Origin of the sequence: Streptomyces sp. NPDC058008 (genome assembly GCF_042886395.1) — a bacterium.
GTDB lineage: Bacteria > Actinomycetota > Actinomycetes > Streptomycetales > Streptomycetaceae > Streptomyces.
In genome coordinates this window covers 60,044-81,367 of the sequence record NZ_JBHVQX010000008.1, presented here as the reverse complement: position 1 = coordinate 81,367, position 21,324 = coordinate 60,044, and the positions used below count along the sequence as shown (strand labels likewise).

General features: G+C 70.5%; 21 protein-coding genes. 13 read left to right on the top strand and 8 right to left on the bottom strand.

Annotated elements, in window-relative coordinates; all coding sequences use genetic code 11:
- The first annotated feature begins 65 nt into the window (after window positions 1–65).
- Window positions 66–410, top strand: coding sequence for a winged helix-turn-helix transcriptional regulator (locus ACFVS9_RS10350; RefSeq protein ID WP_383112739.1), 345 nt, complete (start codon window positions 66–68; stop codon window positions 408–410).
- 175 nt (window positions 411–585) lie between these two features.
- On the opposite strand, the gene ACFVS9_RS10345 is transcribed toward ACFVS9_RS10350, so the two are convergent.
- Window positions 586–1,038, bottom strand: a complete 453-nt coding sequence (locus tag ACFVS9_RS10345) for a MarR family winged helix-turn-helix transcriptional regulator (protein WP_383112738.1) — start codon at window positions 1,036–1,038, stop codon at window positions 586–588.
- Between the two features lie 80 nt (window positions 1,039–1,118).
- On the opposite strand from ACFVS9_RS10345, the gene ACFVS9_RS10340 reads away from it, so the two are divergent.
- From ACFVS9_RS10340 to ACFVS9_RS10325, 4 genes are all read left to right on the top strand, one after another.
- Window positions 1,119–2,213 (top strand): hypothetical protein, encoded by a 1,095-nt coding sequence (locus ACFVS9_RS10340; RefSeq protein WP_389931350.1) that lies wholly within the window; start codon window positions 1,119–1,121, stop codon window positions 2,211–2,213.
- A gap of 282 nt (window positions 2,214–2,495) precedes the next feature.
- Complete coding sequence (locus ACFVS9_RS10335; protein ID WP_389931349.1) at window positions 2,496–3,971, top strand: DUF2252 domain-containing protein; 1,476 nt, start codon at window positions 2,496–2,498, stop codon at window positions 3,969–3,971.
- Window positions 3,972–4,030: 59 nt separating this feature from the next.
- On the top strand, window positions 4,031–5,032 hold the full coding sequence (locus ACFVS9_RS10330) for a J domain-containing protein (protein WP_389931347.1): 1,002 nt from the start codon (window positions 4,031–4,033) through the stop codon (window positions 5,030–5,032).
- 45 nt (window positions 5,033–5,077) lie between these two features.
- Window positions 5,078–5,422, top strand: a complete 345-nt coding sequence (locus tag ACFVS9_RS10325; protein ID WP_383112734.1) for a rhodanese-like domain-containing protein — start codon at window positions 5,078–5,080, stop codon at window positions 5,420–5,422.
- Window positions 5,423–5,842: 420 nt separating this feature from the next.
- Here ACFVS9_RS10325 and ACFVS9_RS10320 read toward each other — a convergent pair whose 3' ends face one another.
- The 5 genes from ACFVS9_RS10320 to paaA are packed head-to-tail and all read right to left on the bottom strand — an operon-like array spanning window position 5,843 to window position 9,409.
- On the bottom strand, window positions 5,843–6,904 hold the full coding sequence (locus ACFVS9_RS10320) for a 2Fe-2S iron-sulfur cluster-binding protein (protein WP_389931346.1): 1,062 nt from the start codon (window positions 6,902–6,904) through the stop codon (window positions 5,843–5,845).
- Window positions 6,905–7,408 (bottom strand): 1,2-phenylacetyl-CoA epoxidase subunit PaaD, encoded by a 504-nt coding sequence (paaD, locus tag ACFVS9_RS10315; RefSeq protein WP_389931344.1) that lies wholly within the window; start codon window positions 7,406–7,408, stop codon window positions 6,905–6,907.
- A complete protein-coding gene (gene paaC / locus ACFVS9_RS10310; protein ID WP_383112731.1) occupies window positions 7,405–8,106 on the bottom strand; it encodes a 1,2-phenylacetyl-CoA epoxidase subunit PaaC in 702 nt (233 codons plus the stop codon). Before paaC ends, paaD begins: the two co-directional genes overlap by 4 nt.
- Window positions 8,103–8,393 carry a 1,2-phenylacetyl-CoA epoxidase subunit PaaB gene (gene paaB, locus ACFVS9_RS10305; protein ID WP_030790406.1) on the bottom strand — a complete coding sequence of 97 codons (291 nt, stop codon included), beginning with the start codon at window positions 8,391–8,393 and terminating at the stop codon, window positions 8,103–8,105. The genes paaC and paaB overlap by 4 nt, the downstream gene beginning before the upstream one ends.
- Window positions 8,390–9,409 (bottom strand): 1,2-phenylacetyl-CoA epoxidase subunit PaaA, encoded by a 1,020-nt coding sequence (gene paaA, locus ACFVS9_RS10300; RefSeq protein WP_389931342.1) that lies wholly within the window; start codon window positions 9,407–9,409, stop codon window positions 8,390–8,392. Before paaA ends, paaB begins: the two co-directional genes overlap by 4 nt.
- Window positions 9,410–9,524: 115 nt before the next feature.
- Here paaA and ACFVS9_RS10295 point away from each other — a divergent pair, with 115 nt between their 5' ends.
- From ACFVS9_RS10295 to ACFVS9_RS10285, 3 genes are read left to right on the top strand one after another with little or no spacing between them, the layout of a single operon-like run.
- The gene (locus ACFVS9_RS10295) at window positions 9,525–10,406 is read left to right on the top strand and encodes a DUF5819 family protein (protein ID WP_389931341.1); all 882 of its coding nucleotides are present in this window, start codon (window positions 9,525–9,527) and stop codon (window positions 10,404–10,406) included.
- Window positions 10,403–11,674, top strand: a complete 1,272-nt coding sequence (locus tag ACFVS9_RS10290) for an HTTM domain-containing protein (protein ID WP_389931340.1) — start codon at window positions 10,403–10,405, stop codon at window positions 11,672–11,674. The genes ACFVS9_RS10295 and ACFVS9_RS10290 overlap by 4 nt, the downstream gene beginning before the upstream one ends.
- Complete coding sequence (locus ACFVS9_RS10285) at window positions 11,671–12,381, top strand: TrmH family RNA methyltransferase (protein WP_383112727.1); 711 nt, start codon at window positions 11,671–11,673, stop codon at window positions 12,379–12,381. Before ACFVS9_RS10290 ends, ACFVS9_RS10285 begins: the two co-directional genes overlap by 4 nt.
- Before the next feature lie 57 nt (window positions 12,382–12,438).
- Here ACFVS9_RS10285 and paaN read toward each other — a convergent pair whose 3' ends face one another.
- Window positions 12,439–14,139: a phenylacetic acid degradation protein PaaN gene (gene paaN, locus ACFVS9_RS10280; RefSeq protein ID WP_383112726.1), complete on the bottom strand. Its 1,701-nt coding sequence runs from the start codon at window positions 14,137–14,139 to the stop codon at window positions 12,439–12,441.
- 123 nt (window positions 14,140–14,262) lie between these two features.
- Between paaN and ACFVS9_RS10275 the strand changes: the two genes are divergently transcribed.
- Window positions 14,263–14,853 (top strand): TetR/AcrR family transcriptional regulator, encoded by a 591-nt coding sequence (locus ACFVS9_RS10275; protein ID WP_383112725.1) that lies wholly within the window; start codon window positions 14,263–14,265, stop codon window positions 14,851–14,853.
- Window positions 14,854–14,886: 33 nt separating this feature from the next.
- On the opposite strand, the gene ACFVS9_RS10270 is transcribed toward ACFVS9_RS10275, so the two are convergent.
- Entirely contained in the window at window positions 14,887–15,408 is a 522-nt protein-coding gene (locus ACFVS9_RS10270; protein ID WP_389931337.1) for an Lrp/AsnC family transcriptional regulator, read from the bottom strand.
- 208 nt (window positions 15,409–15,616) lie between these two features.
- Here ACFVS9_RS10270 and pdhA point away from each other — a divergent pair, with 208 nt between their 5' ends.
- The 4 genes from pdhA to ACFVS9_RS10250 all read left to right on the top strand — a co-directional run bounded on the left by pdhA (window position 15,617) and on the right by ACFVS9_RS10250 (window position 21,238).
- The gene (pdhA, locus tag ACFVS9_RS10265) at window positions 15,617–16,780 is read left to right on the top strand and encodes a pyruvate dehydrogenase (acetyl-transferring) E1 component subunit alpha (protein ID WP_383112723.1); all 1,164 of its coding nucleotides are present in this window, start codon (window positions 15,617–15,619) and stop codon (window positions 16,778–16,780) included.
- Window positions 16,777–17,808, top strand: coding sequence for an alpha-ketoacid dehydrogenase subunit beta (locus ACFVS9_RS10260; RefSeq protein WP_383112722.1), 1,032 nt, complete (start codon window positions 16,777–16,779; stop codon window positions 17,806–17,808). Before pdhA ends, ACFVS9_RS10260 begins: the two co-directional genes overlap by 4 nt.
- On the top strand, window positions 17,808–19,379 hold the full coding sequence (locus ACFVS9_RS10255; protein ID WP_389931335.1) for a dihydrolipoamide acetyltransferase family protein: 1,572 nt from the start codon (window positions 17,808–17,810) through the stop codon (window positions 19,377–19,379). The genes ACFVS9_RS10260 and ACFVS9_RS10255 overlap by 1 nt, the downstream gene beginning before the upstream one ends.
- Before the next feature lie 983 nt (window positions 19,380–20,362).
- The gene (locus ACFVS9_RS10250) at window positions 20,363–21,238 is read left to right on the top strand and encodes an NTP transferase domain-containing protein (protein WP_383112720.1); all 876 of its coding nucleotides are present in this window, start codon (window positions 20,363–20,365) and stop codon (window positions 21,236–21,238) included.
- Window positions 21,239–21,324: the final 86 nt, after the last annotated feature.

Genomic DNA, 21,324 nt, shown 5'->3' with positions numbered 1-21,324 from the left:
ACCTATTAATAACATAGCCCCTTACTTTTAATAAGCCCCTCACTGTGACGCAGTAGTCTGGGGTCATGGCGGAGCACAGCGAGCAGGCCTGTCGGCGGGTGGACGCGAGCATCACCCGCGTCTTTGAGCTGTTCGGGAAGCGCTGGACGGGGCCGATCGTCTCGGTGCTGATGCGGCAGCCGGTGCACTTCGCGGATCTGCGGCGAGCGATTCCGGGCATCAGTGAGCGGATGCTCTCGGACCGGCTGTCCGAGCTCGGGGCGGCAGGTCTCGTGGTGCGCGAGGTCGACGAGGGGCCCCCGCTGCGGGTCGCTTACCGGCTCACGGAGGCCGGTGCCGCCATGGAGCCCGCGCTCAAGGAGCTCGGGCAGTGGGCGGATTCCTATCTGGCGGACCAGGGGGGCTGCTGACTTCCGGCCGTCAGGTCCGCCGCGGGCGTTCCGGGTGCTGTGCTGTCGGGTGCGGGGCGAGGCTCGTGTGCCGTGGATCGCCGTCCCGGCGTGGCTCCCGGGCGGGCGGAGGCGCGGCCCCCGGGGGCCTCGGTGTAGCGCGCTTCGGGCGGGTCGTGGGGCCCGGGGAGCGGGACTAGCGCGGTGAGGTGCCCTCGCCCGCCGAGTTGTAGCGCAGCAGGTACTCCGCGAACCGCGCCAGATCGTCCGACGTCCACGCTCCGAGGCGTTCCTGGTAGGCCGCTTGCCGGCTGGCCTGCGTCGAGGCGAGCGCCCTGGTGCCGGCGGCGGTGGGATGCAGCACCTGGATCCGCTGGTCGTCCGGATCCGGATGCCGCTCGACGAGGCCGAGTTTCTCCAGGGCCGCGACCTGGCGGCTGACTGTCGACTTGTCCAGCATGTAGTGCGCCGCCAGATCCGTTGCGCGGCAGCCGTGCCGGTCGTCGATGTGGGCGAGCAGGGTGTACGAGACCAGGGGCAGGTCCGGGTGGAGCCGTGCCGCGGTCGCCCGTGCGCGGCGTGCGAAGGCCGTCAGCTCGCGCTGAATGACATCCAGCGACTCCTCGCGCTCCCGGGGGGCTTCCGTCACGTGAACCACCTTCCTGACTTTAGTTGTATGCTACAACAAATATAGAGGTTGTAAAAGCCAACTAATGGAGGAGTCGCCGAATGTCCGCAGGTCCGAGCTCCGCCTCCGGCACGCCGGCCGGAGCGCTGCGCCATGTCCTCAGCCATCTCATAACGCCGCTGTTGATGTGCGTCGGTATGGGCCTCGCCTATCTGGGGGCCTTCCACGCCCCGGAACCGCACGATCTGAGAGTGGACGTGGTCGGGTCGGGAGCGAGCGCCCAGGTGCTCGCACAGACCTTGCAGGACAAGGGGGACGGGGCGCTGAGCGTGCGTACGGTGGCGGACCGCGGTATCGCGGAAAGCCATCTGAGAACGCAGCAGAGCTATGGCGCCTACGTGCCGGGAAGCAGCCCCGAACTCATCGTGGCCAGTGCCTCGTCGGACACCAGCGCGACGGTGGTCCAGAAGGTCTTCACCGAGGTCGCCGCCGGTCAGGGCGCCCCGCTTCAGGTGACGGACGTCGCGCCTACGGCGGACGGTGATCCGACCGGACAGGGGATCTTCTTCCTGCTGGTGGCGGTCAGTATCGGGTCGTACGCGTCGGTCGCCGTGATCGGCGGTGCGGGCGCGGTGCTGGCGCTGCGGATCCGGGGCGTGCTGGCCCTCGCCACCTCGCTCGTGGTGAGTGCCATCGGCGCAGCCTTCGCGGGACCCGTGTTCGGCCTCGTCGACCATGGGCTCGGCGGGCTGTGGGCGTTGGCGTGGCTCTATTCGGCGGGCATCCTGCTGATCGGGGTGGGGCTGCACACCTTCCTGAGGCGATGGACCACGCTCGGCGTGATGCTGCTCTTCGTCATGCTCAACTTCACGAGTTCCGGCGGCATCTTCCGGCCCGAGCTCCAGCCGGGCTTCTTCGGATCCCTGCACTCCTTCTGGAACGGTGCGGGCTTCGTCGAAGGGGTGCGCAGCCATGTGTACTTCGGCGGTCACGCCCTCGGCGGGCACGTGCTGGTGCTGGCTCTCTGGTTCGTCGCCGGGCTGGTGGTCATGGGGGTGGCGGGCCTGGCCGAGGCGAGGAGGCGCCGTGAGGCCGCGCAGAGGGCCCGTGAGGCGGCGGAGAGGGCCCGCGAGGCGGTGACGCTCCGGGGGGCCGCTGGAGCCGAGGAGGAGATGGAGGAGGCCGTCGGGGTGTGACGGCCGTACGTCAGGAGTCGCGGGTGCTGACGTCCTGGGGCGGAGGAATGCGGTCCGGTCCTGTCGCGGGCGACGGCCTGAAGGGTTCGGTGGCGCTGCTGCTGCGATGACTGACGGCCCGGGGCGGGCTGTGGGGCTTCCGGCTCGTGGGCGAGGTTGTCCACAGGCGGGTTCCCGAGTTGTCCACAGGGGCAGACGGCTGTCGCGCAACGGCTGTACCGTCGGCCGCAGTTGATGTTGGTCGGGCGTACGACCGGACAAGAGCGGGGGAGGCGGCGCTCCATGAGCGAGTTCGGCGGATTCGGCGGGTCCGAGGCGACGGTGCCGGTGCAGCGGGGGGAAGGGGACGGACGCATCCCCGTCGTCCGCGGTTTCGCGCGTCGGGCGGCCGGAGGGTCGCGCCCGTCCGGATCAAGGAGCGCGTCGCCGAAGGCGGCAGGCAAGGCGTTGAGGCTCAAGGTGCCCCGTTCCGACCACAGTTCCCTCGTGCTGCCCACCGGGAGGCCGGATGCGATACAGGCGGTCGAGCAGTCGAATCAGGGCAGGGTGCTGGCCCTGACGCCCATACGGGTCGGGCGGATGGCCGCGACGCCGTTCGCCTTCCTGCGCGGTTCGGCCGGCCTGATGGCGCACGACCTGACGGGCACGCCGGTTACGGGGGTGGGAGCTCAGCTCTGCGGGGACGCGCATGCGGCCAACTTCGGGCTCTACGGCGATGCGCGCGGCAACCTGGTCATCGACCTCAACGACTTCGACGAGACCGTGTTCGGGCCGTGGGAGTGGGACCTCAAGCGCCTCGCCACCTCCCTGGTCCTCGCGGGCCGGGAGGCGGGGGCGGACGAGGACACCTGCATGCGGGGCGCGTACGACACGGTGGGCGCCTACCGGCGCACGATGCGCCTGCTGGCCGGGCTGCCCGCCCTGGACGCGTGGAACGCCATCGCGGACGAGGAACTCGTCTCGCACACCGACGCCCGGGATCTGCTGGGGACCCTGGAGCGGGTGTCCGCCAAGGCGCGCAACAACACGAGTGCCCGCTTCGCCGCCAGATCCACGGAGGAGTGCGAGGACGGCGGTCGCCGGTTCGTGGACGCACCTCCTGTGCTGCGCAGGGTGCCCGACGCGGAGGCTGCGGCCGTGGCGGCAGGGCTCGAGGGCTACCTCGGGACGATCTCGGAAGACCGGGTTCCGCTGCTGGCACGTTATGCGATCCATGATGTGGCGTTCCGGGTGGTCGGCACGGGAAGTGTGGGAACCCGGTCGTATGTGGTGCTGCTGCTCGACCACCGGGGCGAGCCGCTGGTGCTGCAGGTGAAGGAGGCCCGGCCCTCGGCGCTCTCCCCCTACCTCCCGCAGGCCGGCTTCGAGGTACCCGACGTGGTGCACGAGGGACGCAGGGTGGTGCTCGGACAGAAGCGGATGCAGGTCGTCAGCGACATACTGCTCGGCTGGGCCGAGGTCGACGGCAGGCCCTATCAGGTACGTCAGTTCAGGAATCGCAAGGGCAGCGTCGATCCGGCGGCGCTCGCGGCCGACCAGGTGGACGACTACGGGCGGATGACCGGAGCGCTGCTGGCCCGGGCCCACGCGCACAGTGCCGATCCCCGGCTGCTCGCCGGTTACTGCGGGAAGAACACCGAGCTGGACGCGGCGGTGGCCGATTTCGCCGTGGCGTACGCGGACCGGACGGAAGCGGATCACGCCGAGCTCGTCCGGGGCGTACGAGCGGGCCGAATAGCGGCCGAGCTCGGCGTCTGAGCGGTTCGCGCGGCCGGTAGGTGGCTTCGCGGCGTGGGCCGTGGCCATACGCTGGACGGGTGACCCACGAAGCCGCCGGGGTGCCGACCACCCGGAACGATGAAGACCGGCCGAACCAGCACCAGCGGGGCGAGCCGCCGTACGCGCAGGACGCGTCGCTGGGCGACGACCTGCGAGTGGAGCCGGACGACGCATCGCAGGCGGGCCCCGCAGACGGCGCCGCTGCCGGCGCCGCTGATGCCGACGCCGATAGGGGTGGTGACGCTGCCGCCGGTGAGAGCGCCGCCCCCCGGCCCGAGGAGCGGCTCGCCAAGGCCGTCCGGGTGGCCGAACAGGCGTTGATCGAGTTCGAGATCGCTGTGGAGACCTTCCGGGTCGAGGTGGAGAACTTCTCCCGGCTGCATCATCAGAAGCTCGGCCCGATGTACGCGCGTCTGGACGAGCTGGACGCGCAGATCGCCGAGGCCCGGGCCGCGAAGACCGGGGACCCGGAGGACGTGCGCAAGGCCCAGGAGGCCCGCGCGATTGTCATGCCGATGCCCGGCGTCGAGGAGCTCTTCCACGACTGGATGGACTCGGACGGTCTCTCGCCCGAGGCCTCGGCCATGCTCACCGAGCAGCCCGTCCGGCCGCCGAAGCGGGTCAGGCCGGGTGAGGAGGCGCGCAAGCTGTACCGCGAGCTGGCGCGCCAGGCCCACCCGGATCTGGCGCCCGACGAGAAGGAGCGGACACGGCGGGACGAGTTCATCGCCCGCGTCAACGCGGCCTACGGACGCGGCGACGTGGCGTTGCTGAAGGAGCTGGCCGCCGAGTGGGCGGCGGGCCCGGTGACGCCTGAGCTGCGGCTGAGTGAGAGCGAGGAGCTCTACGCGAGGCTGGAGTGGCTGAGCCGTCGTAAGGAGCTGCTCACGGTTCTGGCCAAGGAGCTGGAGGAGAGCGCGATCGGTTCGATGCTGCGGATGGCGCCCGATGATCCGGACGTACTGCTGGACGACATCGGTGAGAAGCTCCTCGCGGAAGTGTCCCAGCGTGAGAACGAGCTGGCGGGGCTCGTGCAGTAGCGTTCCGAATGACCGTGGCGCGTACGTACGAAAGAAGGCATACCCATGAATTTCGCTCCGCTGCCCTCGGTGGACGTCGTGGCGGTTCCGTCGGACGGCTTCGTGCTGGACGTCCGGGAGGACGACGAGTGGGCGGCCGGGCATGTCGAGGGCGCGCTGCACATCCCCATGAGTGACTTCGTGGGCCGCTTCGGCGAGCTGACCGAAGCGGCCGAGGACGGTCGCCGGGTGCACGTGATGTGCCGCGTCGGAGGCCGGTCCGCCCAGGTGACCCAGTACCTGGTGCAGCAGGGCATCGACGCGGTGAACGTCGATGGCGGCATGCTGGCCTGGGACGGTGCCGGACGCCCGATGGTCACGGACACCGGCAGCTCGGCTTTCGTTCTCTGAGGCTTCTCCGTACGAGACCCCGCCAGATTCCGAAGACGGCGCCGATACACCGCCCCTTCGGTGGTTCCCGAAACGGCCCGCTGATGTGAGGTCCCGATGGGGTCCGTGGACGTACCAGGGCCTGGAGCCCCGGCCCGATGGTTCCGTGGACAACGGTCCTGCGGATCAGGGGCCGGGGGCGCCATCCCTCCTGGGCTCAGGAGCCGATGTCCCGTGGGCCAGCGGTCCACTCGCCCCGCAGGCGGTCGTGCTCCGTCGGTACGGGCCGCCACGGGGTCGGGCGGGCAGGGTGCGGGCTGCTTGGACCGTCGGTGAGCCGTCGGTGAGCCGTCGGTGAGCCGTCGGTGAGCCGTCGGCCGAACGCGCGGGCAAGGGTGCCGGTGCCCGTGGCCGGCCGCCCGGCGTGCGGGAAGCGGGGTGTCAGCGGTCGAAGTCGATTTCGACTTCCGGGGTGACGGGGTGGGACTGGCAGGCCAGCACGAAGCCCGCACCGGTCTCCTCGGGCTCCAGCGCGAAATTGCGGTCCATCCGCACTTCGCCCGAGACCAGGAAGGCCCTGCAGGTCCCGCAGACTCCTCCCTTGCAGGCATACGGAGCGTCGGAGCGGCTGCGCAACACCGTGTCCAGAAGCGACTCGCCGTTCTCGACCGGCCAGCTGCCCGACCGCCCGTCGAGGGTCGCCGTGAGCCTGCTCTCCGACGGCGAGGCCACCCTGGCGGCCGTGGACAGAGAAGGCGCCTCGTCGGCGACGTGGAAGATCTCCTGGTGGATGCGTGACCGGTCGGCGCCGAGCGCCCGCAGGGCACCCTCCGCCCCACGGACCAGGCCCAGCGGCCCGCACAGGAACCAGCCGTCCACGTCGGGCACCGTGAGCAGCGCCGGCAGTAGACCGGTGAGCCGCTCACGGTCCAGCCTGCCCGAAGGAAGACCTGCGGCCTGCTCCTCGCGGGACAGCGCCGTCACCAGCTGGAAGCGGTCCGGATAGCGGTCCTTGAGATCCGCCACCTCGTCGAGGAACATCGTCGACGCGGCCGTCCTGTCGCTGCGGATCAGACAGAAGCGCGCCAGAGGCTCCCGCGCCAGCAGTGTCGCCGCCATCGACAGCACCGGTGTGATGCCGCTCCCCCCGACGATCGCGGCGAAGTGGCCCGGCCGCGGGTCGAGGACGAAACGCCCGGTCGGAGCCATCGCCTCCACCGGATCCCCGACCGCGAGTTCCTTGAGGGCGTACGTCGAGAACGCTCCCCCGTCGACCATGCGGATCCCCACGCGCAGCAGAGGAGGTCCCGGCTGCTCGGTGGCAGGTGCGCAGATCGAGTACGAGCGTCGGATCTCCTCGCCGTCGACCAGGTAGCGCACGTTCAGATGCTGACCGGGTGTGTGGCGGAAGGTCTCGCGCAGTTCCGACGGCACGGCGAGGGTGACGGCCACCGCGTCGTCCGTGATCCGTTCGATCGCGCTGACCCGGAGCGGATGGAACATCTACAACTCCTTGAAGTGGTCGAACGGTTCGCGGCACGCCACGCAACGGCGCAGTGCCTTGCACGCGGTGGAGGAGAACCGGCTCAGCAGTTCCGTGTCCGTGGAACCGCAGTGCGGACAGCGCACCGAGAGGGTCAACGGCACCGGCCCGCCCGGGCCGCCGCCCGGACGTGGGGGTGCTATGCCGAACTCCGCCAGCTTGCGGCGCCCCGCGTCGCTGATGTCGTCCGTCGACCAGGCCGGGGCGAGGACGGTCACCACGGACACCTCCGCGACGCCGTGGTCGTGCAGTACGCGCTCGATGTCGGCGGACATGGCCTCGATGGCAGGGCAGCCGGTGTACGTCGGGGTGAGCCGCACGGTGACCTTGTCCGCTCCGTCCACCCGCACACCGCGGAGCACTCCGAGCTCGTCGAGGGTGAGCACCGGAAGCTCGGGATCGGGCACGGAGCCCGCCAGCCTGTGGAGCTCCGCCTCCAGCGGTGTCTCTGTCCCGGTGGTCACCACGATGCCCCCGGATGACTGCGGTGCAGGTGCTGCATCTCGGCGAGCATCCGCCCGAACGGCTCCGTGTGCAGGCCCTGCCGGCCCGCTCCGGCCGCCCAGGCTCCGGACTGCGGACCCGAGGGGAGGGTCAGGGTGGCACGCTCCACCACGGAGGTGACGGCGGCCAGCCAGCCGTCGCGCAGGGTGTGCCGGTCGACGGCGACCCCTTCCACGGGCTCGAACAGCTCGCCCGTGAAACGCCACAGGGCGTCCAGCGCCACCTGCATGCGCTCGTGGCTCTCCGCGGTGCCGTCGCCCAGTCGCAGGACCCATTGCTCCGCGTGGTCCCGGTGGTAGGCGACCTCCTTGACGGCCTTGGCCGCGAGATCCGCGAACTCGCTCTCACCGGCGGCCAGTGCCTCGTACAGGAGGTGCTGGTAGACGGAGAAGTAGAGCTGGCGGGCGATGGTGTGGGCGAAGTCGCCGTTGGGCTGTTCCACCAGCTGGACATTGCGGAAGGCACGCTCCTCGCGGAGGTAGGCGAGCTCGTCCTCGTCACCGACGAAGGAGAGCAGCATCCTGGCCTGTCCCAGCAGGTCCAGCGCGATGTTGGCCAGTGCCACCTCCTCCTCCAGCACGGGGGCGTGCCCCGCCCACTCCCCCAGCCGGTGCGACAGCACCAGCGCGTCGTCGCCGAGGGCGAGGGCCGCGGTCACAGGTGCTTCACCCCTTCCGGGATGTCGTAGAACGTGGGATGACGGTAGGGCTTGTCCCCGGCGGGCTCGAAGAAGGAATCCTTCTCGTCCGGTGAGGAGGCGGTGATGGCCGTCGAGGGGACCACCCAGAGGGAGACGCCTTCCGAGCGGCGTGTGTACAGGTCGCGGGCGTTGCGCAGGGCCATCTCGGCGTCCGGTGCGTGCAGGCTGCCCGCGTGGGTGTGGGACAGGCCGCGCCGGGACCGCACGAACACCTCCCACAGGGGCCAGTCGGTCGAGCTGCTCATGCGGTCGCCTCCACGGGCTGGGCGGCCGCACCGGCTGTGCCGGGCCGTGCCGCGTGCTTGTCTGCGTATGCCGCGGCCGCGTCGCGGACCCAGGCGCCCGCTTCGTGGGCCGTGCGCCGCTGGGTGAGTCGTTGTTCGTTGCAGGGGCCGTTGCCCTTGAGGACCTCCTGGAACTCCGTCCAGTCGACCGCTCCGTAGTCGTGGCGTCCCAACTCCTCGTTCCACCGGATGTCGGGGTCGGGGAGGGTGAGCCCCAGCGCCTGTGCCTGCGGGACGCAGATGTCGACGAAGCGCCTGCGCAGCTCGTCGTTGGAGTGCCGTTTGATCTTCCAGGCCATCGACTGCGCCGAGTGGGACGACGAGTCGTCGGGCGGGCCGAACATCATCAGGGAAGGCCACCACCAGCGGTTGACCGCGTCCTGCGCCATCTCGTGCTGTGCGGGGGTCCCCTGGCTGAGTGCGAGCAGCAGCTCGTAGCCCTGGCGCTGGTGGAAGGACTCCTCCTTGCAGATCCGGACCATCGCGCGGGCGTACGGGCCGTAGGAGCAGCGGCAGAGCGGCACCTGGTTGGTGATGGCGGCTCCGTCGACCAGCCAGCCGATGGCGCCGACGTCCGCCCAGGTCAGCGTGGGGTAATTGAAGATCGAGGAGTAGCGCTGCCGGCCTGCGTGCAGCTTGTCGAGCAGTTCCTCGCGGCTGGTCCCCAGGGTCTCCGCCGCGCTGTAGAGGTAGAGCCCGTGCCCGGCCTCGTCCTGGACCTTCGCCATCAGGATCGCCTTGCGGCGCAGCGAGGGTGCGCGTGAGATCCAGTTGGCTTCGGGCTGCATGCCGATGATCTCGGAATGGGCGTGCTGGGCCATCTGGCGGACCAGGGACGCCCGGTACGCCTCGGGCATCCAGTCCCGCGGTTCGATCCTTTCGTCGGCCGCCACCGTCGCGTCGAACGCGGCCTGACGCTCCGCGTCCTCCACGCCAGCCGCCCCCTGCGTCCTCTGGTCCGCAGTCACTGCCGCCATCCCGGGCTCCCTACCGACCGATCGTTCGGTTCCTTGGCTTCAATGGTGAGTCGCAGGCCCGTAGGGTGTCAACCCTGTGGATAACTGAGTGGTGATCGACGGTGATCGGGGCGGGATGGATGCGGACCACGGTGGGCGCACCGGAGACGGGAAGAAGGTCCCCTGGCCCGGTGTGACGAACCGCCCGTACACGGACCAGGACGCGGAGCCCGCACCTGCGGAAACGCGGGAGGCCGTTGCTGACGGTCCTCCGGACCCGGGTTCCACGGACCACTCGCCGGCCGCCGCTGCCGTCACCGGGTCGGTGGGGCGCCGTGCCGTCGGCGGTATGGCCGCGCTCTCGTTGCCCTACCAGATCGCAGCGGCGCTCGCGCTGTCCGTCATGGGGCTGCTGGCCTGCGCACACATAGCCGTGATCTTTCTGCACGTCGCGCCGTCCAACACGCTGACGAAGCAGCACGGCGAAGTGGTCGACGACTGGGTGTATCCCGAGTTCGAGCAGAACTGGAAGCTGTTCGCCCCCAATCCTCTCCAGCAGAACATCTCGGTGCACGTGAGGGCCGATGTGGCCGACGACGGCGCCGACGGCGCCAGGATCACCGGCTGGATGAATCTCTCGCGCGACGACGGCGAGGCGATACGCGGCAACCTGCTCCCCAGCCACGTCGACCAGAACGAGCTTCGGCGGGCCTGGGACTTCTACACCGGGTCCCACGACAGCGAGAACCGCCCCACCGGTCTGCGTGGCGAACTGTCCGAGCTCTACGTACGCCGCATCGTCATGCTGCGTCTGGCCGAGCTCGGTTACGGCGGCAAGGTGGAGCGCATCCAGGTCCGGTCCGCGGCGAGTTCTGTCGCGGCCCCGCCGTGGAGCGACGAGAAGATCAGAACCGAGCCCGAGTACAGGGAGCTGCCGTGGTGGACGGTCAACCCGTCCGACCTCCCCGGGCCGGATCCGGAGGATGGGTCCTCGCAGGCCGGGAAGGCGGAGGGATGAGCGCTCCCGCTCCGCTCCGGGCGGCCGGCGGGACCGCCGGTCAGGCGCTCGCCCGCGCCGTCCAACGCATCACGGCTTCGCCCCTCGGCGCCTATCAGAGCGCCGTCGTCCGGATCGGTGTCTCCGCCACCTTCCTGCTGTTCCTGCTGCGTGAGCTGCCCCACCGCCATGAGCTGTACGGCCCCGACGGCCCGTGGAGCTGGGGCATGGCGCGCCGGCTCATCACCAACAACGACGCCTTCACCGTGCTGATGTGGTCCGACAGCACGCTCTGGTTCGAGGTCGTGTACGCGCTCGCCCTGGTGTCCTCCGCGCTGCTGATGGCCGGCTGGCGGACGCGCGCCACCTCCGTCCTGTTCATGGCCGGGGTGCTGTCCCTGCAGAACCGCAGCATCTTCATGGGCGACGGCGGCGACAACGTCATCCACCTGATGGCGGCCTATCTCATGCTGACCCGCTGCGCGCGGGTCTGGTCCCTGGACGCGCGCCGCGCTTCGCGGGACGCGGCTTGTTACGGGGAGACGGGCCTGCCGGCCCGTGATCTCCCGGGTGTCGTCCTGTGGGTGGTGCTCGGCTGCGTCCTCCTGCCCGCCACCTTGGCGGGTGGACTCGGCGGTACCTGGTGGCTGCCTGCCCTCCTGTGGGTGCTGTGGCTGGGTAACGCCGCGTGGTGGGCCCTGAACCGGCGGGCGCCGGACCATGAACTACGTGCCCTCTTCGACGTCCTGGCCAACCTCGCCCACAACGCCGCACTCCTCGTGATCATGGCCGAGGTCTGTCTGATCTACGCCACCGCCGGCTGGTACAAGATCCAGGGCTCACGCTGGCAGGACGGCACCGCGATCTACTACCCGCTCAAGCTCGACTACTTCACCCCCTGGCCCGGGCTCTCCGGCCTGGTCGCGTCCAGCGCCCTGGCGGTCATGCTGTTGACCTACGCCACCGTGATCGTCCAGGTCGCCTTCCCGTTCACCCTGTTCAACCGGCGGGTCAAGAACGTCCTGCTGGTCCTGATGATCGGAGAGCACGTCGGTATCGCCGTGCTGCTCGGGCTGCCCTTCTTCTCCATGGCCATGATCGCTGCGGACGCCGTCTTCCTGCCCACCGTCTTCCTGGTGTGGCTGGGGCGCACGGTGTCGGCCGGCGGACAGCGCCTGTTCTCCCGCAAGGCGGGCAGGGTACGGCTTCCCGGGCAGCGGCGGGTGGAGCGGGGCGAGGAGGAGGCCACGCGCAGCGGCGACGGCGGTGGCCATACGCTCGTCGGGTGACCAGCGAGAACGGCAGTGCAGAAGAGCCCGGGGCGGCATCGGCGTCCGACCCGTCGGCGGAGCCCGTCCAGTACGACGACGGGTACGGCGCCGTGATCGGAGTCGGGCCGCATCCGCTGCCGTGGCCCGAGGACGAGCGGTACGATCCCGAACTCCTCGCCCAGGGTGACCGGCGCAACGTGGGCGACGCCTACCGCTACTGGACGCGCGAAGCGATCGTCGCCGATCTCGACACCCGGCGGCACGACTTCCACGTGGCGGTGGAGAACTGGGGCCACGACTTCAACATCGGGTCGGTGGTGCGCACCGCCAACGCCTTCCTCGCGAAGGAGATCCACATCGTGGGGCGGCGGCGCTGGAACCGCCGGGGTGCCATGGTCACGGACCGCTACCAGCATGTGCGGCACCACCCTGACACGGCGGATCTGACGGCCTGGGCGGAGGCCGAGGGGCTGCCGATCATCGGGATCGACAACCTTCCCGGAGCCGTGCCGCTGGAGCGGACCGAGCTGCCGCGCAGGTGCGTGCTGCTCTTCGGGCAGGAGGGACCCGGGCTGACGGAGGAAGCGCGTGAGCACGCGTCGATGGTGTGCTCGATCGCGCAGTTCGGCTCGACGCGGTCGATCAACGCGGGTGCGGCGGCCGCCATCGCCATGCACGCCTGGGTACAGCAGTACGCGGACATCCCGGACCCGCGGGGCGGGTGACCGGTGGAGCGGGATCCCGCTCCACCGGAGCCCCGACGGGCCGTCGGCGGGCCGTGCTCAGGCCTGCCGGCGGACCTCCACCACACGGAAGCGGTTGGACACGAACGCCCCGTCGCAGAGAGCCGCGTTGGCCGCCGGGTTTCCGCCCGAGCCGTGGAAGTCGGAGAAGGCCGCCGTCTGGTTGACGTACACGCCGCCGGTGAGGTTCAGCGAGAGCTGGGCCGATTCGTCGAAGCAGACCTCCTCCACCGCACTCTCCACCTCGGGCGAGGTGGTGTACGCGCCGACGGTCATGGCGCCCTTCTCACGGATCGTGCGGCGCAGCAGGTCCAACGCGTCAGCGGTCGAGTCGACGGCGACCGCGAACGAGACCGGGCCGAAGCACTCCGAGAGGCAGACCGCTGCTTCGTCGGGCCGGGCGCTGTCGAGTTTCACGAGAACCGGCGTCCGGACCACGGCGTCGGGGAAGTCGGGGTTGGCCACCGCACGCGAGGCGAGCGCTACGTCGCCCAGGGACGAGGCCCCTTCCAGCCGGGCTTCGACGTCCGGGTTCACCAGGGCACCGAGCAGTCCGTTGGCCCGGGCGTCGTCGCCGAGGAGTCCGTTCACCGCACCGGCGATGTCGGCCACCACGTCCTCGAAGGACTTCGCCCCCGCGTCCGTCGTGATGCCGTCGCGCGGGATGAGCAGATTCTGCGGGGTGGTGCACATCTGGCCGCTGTAGAGGGAGAGCGAGAACGCGAGGTTGGAGAGCATGCCCCGGTAGTCGTCGGTGGAGTCGAGGACGATCGTGTTGACGCCCGCCTTCTCCGTGTAGACCTGGGCCTGGCGGGCGTTGGTCTCCAGCCAGTCACCGAAGGCGGTGGAACCGGTGTAGTCGATGATCTTCACCTCGGGACGCACCGCGAGGGTCTTGGCGACGCCCTCGCCGGGCCGCTCCGCCGCCAGGGCCACGAGGTTCGGATCGAAGCCGGCCTGCAGCAGCACCTCGCGCGCGAGCTGAACGGTCAGCGCCAGCGGCAGGACCGCGCGCGGATGTGGCTTGACCAGAACGGGATTGCCGGTCGCCAGTGAGGCGAAGAGGCCCGGGTAGCCGTTCCACGTGGGGAAGGTGTTGCAGCCGATCAGCAGCGAGACACCGCGCCCGGCCGCCGTGTACGACTTGTGCAGCTGGAGCGGATCGCGCTTCCCCTGCGGCTTCGACCAGTCGGCGCTGCGCGGCGTACGTGTCTGTTCCTCGTACGCGTAGGCCACGGCCTCCAGGCCACGGTCCTGGGCGTGCGGACCGCCGGCCTGGAAGGCCATCACGAACGCCTGTCCGCTGGTGTGCATCACGGCGTGGGCCAGCTCGTGCGTGCGCGCACTGATCCGGGAGAGGATCTCGAGGCAGACCAGAGCCCTGGTCTCGGGCCCCGCCGCACGCCAGGAGCCCATGGCGGCCCGCATGGCGGGGAGCAGGACGTCGGGGTCGGCGTGCGGATACTCGACGCCGAGCGCCGGGCCGTACGGCGAGACCTCTCCGCCGGTCCAGCCGTCGGTCCCGGGCTGGCCCAGGTCCAGCCGGGTGTCGAGCACCGCGTCGAACGCGGCCTTGCCCTCGGCCGCGCCGAGACTGCCGGGAAGTCCTTCCTGGCCGTAGGCCTTGGGGTGCTCGGGGTGCGGGGACCAGTAGGCGCGCGTGCGGATCGCTTCGAGGGCCTGGTCGAGCGTCGGGCGGTGGATCTCGGACAGCTTCTCAGGGGAAAGCTCGGCGGCCATGACGGACCAACTCCTCGTCGAGCCGGGCAGGGATATGCTGACGGAGTTAGAGTAACCGAACGATCGGTCGGGACAAGGGGCCCCGGGCAACCTGTGGACAACTCATGGGGGAGGATCGCGGTCATGACCACGGCCAAGCGGGACACGTACACCCCGGAGACACTCCTGACCGTTGCCGTCGGTGTCTTCAACGAGCGCGGATACGACGGCACGTCCATGGAGCACCTCTCCAAGGCGGCGGGGATCTCCAAGTCGTCCATCTACCACCACGTGGCAGGCAAGGAAGAGCTTCTGAGGCGGGCGGTGAGCCGGGCACTCGACGGGCTCTTCGGCATCCTCGACGAGCCGGGCGCGGTACAGGGGCGCCCGATCGCCCGGGTCGAGTACGTCACCCGCCGCACGGTCGAGGTGCTGATGGAGGAGCTTCCGTACGTCACGCTGCTGCTGCGCGTGCGTGGCAACACGCAGACGGAGCGCTGGGCCCTGGAACGGCGGCGTGAGTTCGACCAGCGGGTGTCCGAGCTGCTCAGGGCCGCGGTGGCGGACGGAGACCTGCGTGCGGACGTGGACATACGCCTGGCTACCCGGCTGCTCTTCGGCATGGTGAACTCGCTGGTCGAGTGGTACCGACCGCAGCCGGGTGGTTCTCCGGAGGCGGAGCAGCTCGCCGACACGGTCGTCCGGCTGGCCTTCGACGGGATGCGGGCCGGCTGATTCCGGCGCCCGGGGCGGCGGGACCGGCCGGAGCTACGCGAGCTCGGCCGGTCGGTCCGGGCGCGGATCCAGGTCGGTCTCCTCGAAGACCAGCAGGGTGCGGGTGGACAGCACCTCGGGTATGGCCTGGATCCTGGTCAGGACCAGCTCGCGCAGCGCCTGGTTGTCCGGGGTGTGCACCAGGAGCAGGACGTCGAAGTCACCGCTGACCAGCGCGATGTGGGTGGCGCCCGGAAGGGCCTGGAGCTGTTCGCGCACGGTGCGCCACGAATTCTGGACGATCTTGAGCGTGATGTAGGCGGAGGCGGCCTGGCCTGCCCGTTCGTGGTTCACGCGGGCGCTGAAACCACGGATCACGCCGTCATCGACGAGCCGGTTGATCCGGGCGTACGCATTGGCCCGTGAGACGTGGACGCGTTCGGCGACGGCTCGCACGGAGGCGCGCCCGTCCGTCCGGAGGATGCGCAGGATCGCGCGGTCGGTGGAGTCCAGAGGCCGTGCGGGCGGGGTGCGGCCCGGGTCCTGGCCCATGTCGGCCATTTGTTCAGCTGCCATCTGCTCGCGCCTCCCTGTTGTGGACGACCTGCCCCTATCCCAGGCTGTGGAGAACCGTTTGTCCACAGGCTGGAGGTGCCTGTAGCCAAATTGCGCCCGCGACCGAACAATCGGTAGGTGAGGCGCACCACACCGTGGCCTTGCCCACTCCGCGATATTTCCGCAGATTTCGACACCCTCGACGTATCGATGCCAGGAGGTGCTTGTCATGACGGTCCAGGAGCTGCCCGGCGCAGCCGCCTACCGGCCCACGCCGCCCCCGGCCTGGAAGCCGCTCACGGATCCCGCGCCGCTGCTCCCGGACCCCGAGCCGTACCGCGTGCTCGGGACGGACGCGGCGGCCGGTGCCGATCCCGAGCTGCTGCTGAGGCTCTACGCCGAGCTGGTGCGCGGCCGGCGGTACAACGCGCAGGCCACCGCGCTGACCAAGCAGGGCAGACTCGCGGTCTACCCGTCGAGCACCGGTCAGGAGGCCTGTGAGATCGCGGCGGCCCTCGTGCTGGAGGACCGGGACTGGCTCTTTCCCAGCTACCGCGACACCCTGGCAGCGGTGGCGCGGGGCCTGGACCCGGTCGAGGCGCTGACACTCTTGCGGGGGGACCGTCACACCGGTTACGACCCACGCGAGCACCGCATCGCCCCTCTCTGCACTCCGCTGGCCACCCAGTTGCCGCACGCGGTCGGCCTGGCCCACGCGGCGCGCCTCAAGGGTGACGACGTGGTGGCACTCGCGATGGTGGGTGACGGCGGGACGAGTGAGGGCGATTTCCACGAGGCGCTGAATTTCGCGGCCGTCTGGCGGGCCCCGGTGGTGTTCCTCGTGCAGAACAACGGCTTCGCGATCTCCGTCCCCCTGGCCAAGCAGACCGCGGCACCGTCCCTCGCCCACAAGGCCGTGGGGTATGGGATGCCCGGGCGCCTGGTCGACGGCAACGACGCGGTCGCGATGCACCAGGTGCTGGGCGAGGCGGTGGCACGGGCCCGGCGGGGTGAGGGACCGACGCTGGTCGAGGCGGTCACGTATCGCATGGACGCCCATACGAACGCCGACGACGCCACCCGTTACCGCGTCGACAGTGAGGTGGAGACGTGGCGCGCACATGACCCCATCGTGCTTCTCGAACGGGAGCTGACCGGCCGCGGGCTGCTGGACGACGACGGCGTCAGGACGGTGCGTGAGGCGGCGGAGCGGATGGCGGAAGCGCTCCGGGAGCAGATGAACGCCGATCCGGAGCTCGACCCGATGGACCTGTTCTCCCACGTCTACGAGGAACCGACCGGCCAGTTGCAGGAGCAGGCGGCCCGGTTGCGGAGCGAACTGGACGCCGAGCACGGCCCGCAGGACGAGAGCGGCACGGAGGAGAGGCGATGAGCACCGCTGCCGCGACGGCCGGGGTTCGTACCGGCACGGCCAAGCCTGCCACCATGGCGCAGGCCCTCGGAAGGGCGCTGCGCGACTCGATGGCGGAGGACCCGACGGTGCACGTCCTCGGTGAGGACGTCGGCACGCTCGGCGGTGTCTTCCGCGTCACGGACGGCCTGGCCAAGGAGTTCGGCGACGACCGCTGCACGGACACACCACTGGCCGAGGCGGGAATCCTCGGCGCGGCCGTGGGCATGGCGATGTACGGACTGCGACCCGTGGTGGAGATGCAGTTCGACGCCTTCGCCTATCCGGCGTTCGAGCAGCTGGTCAGCCACGTCGCCAAGATGCGGAACCGGACCGCGGGCGCCATGCCACTGCCGATCACGGTGCGGGTTCCCTACGGCGGCGGGATCGGAGGGGTCGAGCACCACAGCGACTCCTCGGAGGCGTACTACATGGCGACACCCGGTCTGCATGTCGTCATGCCGGCCACCGTCGACGACGCCTACGGGCTGTTGAGGGAGTCGATCGCCTCCGACGACCCGGTGGTCTTCCTCGAACCGAAGAGGCTCTACTGGTCCAAGGCGGAGTGGTCACCGGACGCACCGGCCGCGGTCGAGCCGATCGGCCGCGCCGTGGTCAGGCGTACCGGCCGCAGCGCGACTCTGATCACCTACGGACCGTCTCTCCCTGTGTGCCTGGAGGCGGCCGAGGCCGCCACGGCGGAGGGCTGGGACCTCGAAGTGGTCGACCTGCGCTCGCTGGTCCCCTTCGACGACGAGACCGTCGCCGCCTCGGTGCGCCGCACGGGCCGGGCGGTGGTCGTCCACGAGTCGTCCGGTTTCGGTGGTCCGGGTGGCGAGATCGCGGCGCGGGTGACCGAGCGGTGCTTCCACCATCTGGAGGCGCCGGTGCTGCGCGTCGCCGGCTTCGACATCCCCTACCCGCCGCCGATGCAGGAGCGGCACCATCTGCCGGGCGTGGACCGGGTGCTCGACGCGGTCGCCCGTCTTCAGTGGGAGGCCGAGAGCTGATGGCGCGGGTACTGGAATTCAAGCTGCCGGACCTGGGCGAGGGGCTGACCGAGGCCGAGATCGTGCGGTGGCTGGTGGAGGTCGGCGACGTCGTCACCATCGATCAGCCGGTCGTCGAGGTCGAGACGGCGAAAGCCATGGTCGAGGTGCCCTGCCCCTACGGAGGCGTGGTGACGGCGCGATTCGGTGAGGAGGGCGCGGAGCTCCCGGTCGGCGCACCGCTGCTGACCGTGGCCGTCGGATCGGTGGAGCCGGTGACGGGGCACGAGGCTGAGGGCGCGTCCTCGGGCAGCGATGCCGAGGACAGCGGGTCCGGCAACGTGCTGGTCGGCTACGGGACGGGCGCGCCGGCCGCACGAAGGCGCAGGCTCAGGCCCGTTCCTGTTTCGGCCGTGTCCTCCGCCCCGGCGAACGGCTCCGTGAACGGCGCGGTGTACGGCTCGACCGGGTCGTCCACGGACTCGGCGAACAGGGGGGCACCGGAAGCGGCTGAGGGCTCGGGGAGGTCCCAGGCCCCGGACGGCGTCCCGTCCACGGTGAAGCCCCGTACGGCGGGCCAGGACCGTGCGACGGGCCGGCCCCAGGCCCTGGCCCAGGGCACGGCGACGGCTGCGGGAACCGAAGCAGCTTCGGCCACGGTTCTGGACCCGTCCCTCGGCGGGACCGGTTCCGAGGGACCCGTCGCGGTCATCTCGCCTCTGGTTCGGAAGCTGGCGCGACAGCACGGTCTCGATCTCCGGCAGGTCGTCGGTACGGGACGGGACGGGCTGATCCTGCGTACCGATGTGGAGTCGGCGATCAGGGCGAGGGAGGAGAAGCCCGCAGTCGCGGCACCTGCGGCACCGGTGGACCGGTCGGAGCCGGACACGTCGGTCGAGCGGACCGCGCTGCGCGGGGTCAGGGGTGCGGTCGCCGACAAGTTGTCCCGCAGTCGGCGGGAGATTCCCGACGCCACGTGCTGGGTCGATGCCGACGCCACCGAACTGATGGCGGCGCGAGCTGTGATGAACGCCGCCGGCGGTCCTGCCGCAGGGCCGAAGGTCTCGGTTCTGGCGCTGTTGGCCCGCATCTGCACGGCGGCGCTGACTCGGTTCCCTGAGCTCAACGCGACAGTGGACGTCGACGCACGGGAGATCGTGCGGCTGTCCGGTGTCCATCTCGGCTTCGCCGCCCAGACGGAGCGAGGCCTGGTCGTTCCTGTCGTCCGCGACGCCCACACGCGGAACGCCGAGTCGATCGGCGCGGAGATCGCCCGGCTGGCCGAGGCTGCCCGCGACGGGAAGCTGACCCCGGCACAACTCACCGGGGGAACCTTCACGCTGAACAACTACGGGGTGTTCGGAGTCGACGGCTCGACGCCCATCATCAACCACCCTGAGGCAGCCATGCTCGGTGTCGGCCGGATCGTGCCGAAGCCCTGGGTGCACAACGGTGAGCTGGCGGTCCGCCAGGTCGTCCAGCTTTCGCTCACCTTCGATCACCGGGTATGCGACGGCGGTACGGCGGGTGGGTTCCTCCGCTACGTCGCCGACTGCGTGGAACAGCCGGCGGTGCTGCTGCGCACGCTCTAGCCGGGAGCCGGGAGCCGGGAGCCGGGAGCACGGTGGTCTGGTGGTCCGGTGATCCGGGAGTCAGGCAGTCCGGGACTCCGGAGGCCCGGGTTCGGGGCGTCTGAGGTCCTGAGACCCGGGGGGTTCGAGGGCTTGGGGGTTCGGGGGCCTGAGGTCCCGCGGGCCTGGGGCAGGGGAGCCGGGGGCGGATGGTTGAGCAGGCGGGGAGGAGAAGGGCCGCAGCCTGGAGGGGCGGAGAGCAAGGTAGCCGGGCCGGGAGGCTCGGGGAGCTGAAGTGCGGGCTGCGAGGCTCGGGGAGCTGAAGTGGCTGCGGCCTGGCTTTGGAACTCTGGTTGTACAGAAACCGGCCTCAGGCGGCCAGCCCTGGAGAACCCGGGGTAATCAGGATCTCCGGCTGCGGATAGGCGGAGAGACGGAGCGAGGGACAGCCCGGCCGGGAGGTCCAGAGGGGCGAAGAGGCTGGGGTCTGGTCTCGGTACTCCGGCCACCGAGAATCGGCCTCGGAGCTCCAGCCGTGTGGAACCGGCCGCGGATCGCCAGTTCCGGAGAGCCGAGGCGGTGACGAGCCTCAGCCCAGAGCCCCAGTCTGGAACCCCAGGTCCAGAGCCCTGGTCTGGAACTCCGGGCTGGAGCCCGGGCTGAAACCCTGGTCTGAAACCCGCTTCGGAGACCGGCCCGGAGACCGGCCCGGAGACCGGCCCGGAGACCGGCCACCGAGCGCGATGTGCTGAAGAGGGAGCATCCGGAGCCTTGGCCCCGGATGTTGGGCGCCCGATACCGGGCCCCAGGCTCCCGGGGCCCCGATATCGCGTCACGGATACGGAACGCTCCCGGGCCCCCGATATCGCGTCCCGGATACGGAACCGGGGGAGCCGGAGTCGTGGGAGTCGGGGTTTGCGGAGTGGGCGGCCCAGGGGCGGCCTCCGTGTGAGTTCGGCCCCCGGAGGGACCGTCACGGGCGGGTGGCCCGCATACTCGGGGGCATGACCGCGTATGACGTCATCGTTCTCGCCGGGGGTGCCGCGAAGCGCCTCGGGGGAGCCGACAAACCAGGGCTCCAGGTGGGCGGCCGTGCGCTGCTCGACCGGGTGCTGGCCGTATGTGCCGGTGCTGGTTCCACCGTGGTGGTGGGCGGGCGCAGGCCCACATCGCGTCCCGTCACCTGGACACGTGAAGTGCCCGAGGGCGGGGGGCCGTTGGCCGCGCTGGGTGCCGGCGTACGGCATACGGGTGCGGAGTACGTCCTGGCGCTCTCCGCGGATCTGCCGTTCCTGGAGGACGCGACCATCCGTTCGTTGCTGGCGGCTGCGGGGACAGGAACCCACGAGGGAGCGCTGTGCACCGACCAGGACGGCCGGGATCAGCCCTTGGTCGCGGTCTACCGGGCCGAGCCCCTGCGCCGTGAACTCGCCCTTCTCGCCACCGAGCACGGCAGCCTCTCCGGCCTTCCGCTGCGGTTGCTGACGGCCGAACTGGATCTGGCCAGGGTCCAGGCAGGCCCTCTGGCATCGTTCGACTGCGACACCTGGGAGGACATTGCCGCCGCCAGGGCGAGGATCAGGGAGCATGGGACCGTGCTGGACGAATGGATCACCGCAGTCAAGAACGAACTGGGCATCGAACTCGACGTCGACACCGGCGACCTGCTCGACCTCGCCCGTGACGCCGCGCACGGTGTCGCCCGGCCCGCCGCACCGCTGACCACGTTCCTCGTGGGGTACGCGGCTGCGATGGCAAGTAGCGGAAAGGGGCCGGAGGCTGCGGCTCAAGCGGTTGCCGACGCCTCCCGCAAGGCCGCCGCCCTCGCGCTCCGATGGGCGGAGGAATCGGAGGCGGGCGGCGGGCCCGGCACGCCATGACCGCGCACGGAGGCAGGGCGCGGGCGGCCGAGGAAGAGCGGGCAGCCGAAGAAGAGCGGGCTGTCGAGCAGGCACTGGCCCTCGTC

Bases quoted from the DNA above. Each gene is read 5' to 3' on its own strand.
- paaB (WP_030790406.1), bottom strand. From the start codon at position 8,393: ATGAGCAGCTCGACCGACTGGCCCCTGTGGGAGGTGTTCGTGCGGTCC.
- pdhA (WP_383112723.1), top strand. From the start codon at position 15,617: ATGACGGTCCAGGAGCTGCCCGGCGCAGCCGCCTACCGGCCCACGCCG.
- ACFVS9_RS10260 (WP_383112722.1), top strand. From the start codon at position 16,777: ATGAGCACCGCTGCCGCGACGGCCGGGGTTCGTACCGGCACGGCCAAG.
- ACFVS9_RS10250 (WP_383112720.1), top strand. From the start codon at position 20,363: ATGACCGCGTATGACGTCATCGTTCTCGCCGGGGGTGCCGCGAAGCGC.
- ACFVS9_RS10350 (WP_383112739.1), top strand. From the start codon at position 66: ATGGCGGAGCACAGCGAGCAGGCCTGTCGGCGGGTGGACGCGAGCATC.
- ACFVS9_RS10325 (WP_383112734.1), top strand. From the start codon at position 5,078: ATGAATTTCGCTCCGCTGCCCTCGGTGGACGTCGTGGCGGTTCCGTCG.
- ACFVS9_RS10290 (WP_389931340.1), top strand. From the start codon at position 10,403: ATGAGCGCTCCCGCTCCGCTCCGGGCGGCCGGCGGGACCGCCGGTCAG.
- ACFVS9_RS10335 (WP_389931349.1), top strand. From the start codon at position 2,496: ATGAGCGAGTTCGGCGGATTCGGCGGGTCCGAGGCGACGGTGCCGGTG.
- ACFVS9_RS10320 (WP_389931346.1), bottom strand. From the start codon at position 6,904: ATGTTCCATCCGCTCCGGGTCAGCGCGATCGAACGGATCACGGACGAC.
- ACFVS9_RS10275 (WP_383112725.1), top strand. From the start codon at position 14,263: ATGACCACGGCCAAGCGGGACACGTACACCCCGGAGACACTCCTGACC.
- ACFVS9_RS10270 (WP_389931337.1), bottom strand. From the start codon at position 15,408: ATGGCAGCTGAACAAATGGCCGACATGGGCCAGGACCCGGGCCGCACC.
- paaA (WP_389931342.1), bottom strand. From the start codon at position 9,409: ATGGCGGCAGTGACTGCGGACCAGAGGACGCAGGGGGCGGCTGGCGTG.
- paaN (WP_383112726.1), bottom strand. From the start codon at position 14,139: ATGGCCGCCGAGCTTTCCCCTGAGAAGCTGTCCGAGATCCACCGCCCG.
- ACFVS9_RS10255 (WP_389931335.1), top strand. From the start codon at position 17,808: ATGGCGCGGGTACTGGAATTCAAGCTGCCGGACCTGGGCGAGGGGCTG.
- ACFVS9_RS10295 (WP_389931341.1), top strand. From the start codon at position 9,525: ATGGATGCGGACCACGGTGGGCGCACCGGAGACGGGAAGAAGGTCCCC.
- ACFVS9_RS10340 (WP_389931350.1), top strand. From the start codon at position 1,119: ATGTCCGCAGGTCCGAGCTCCGCCTCCGGCACGCCGGCCGGAGCGCTG.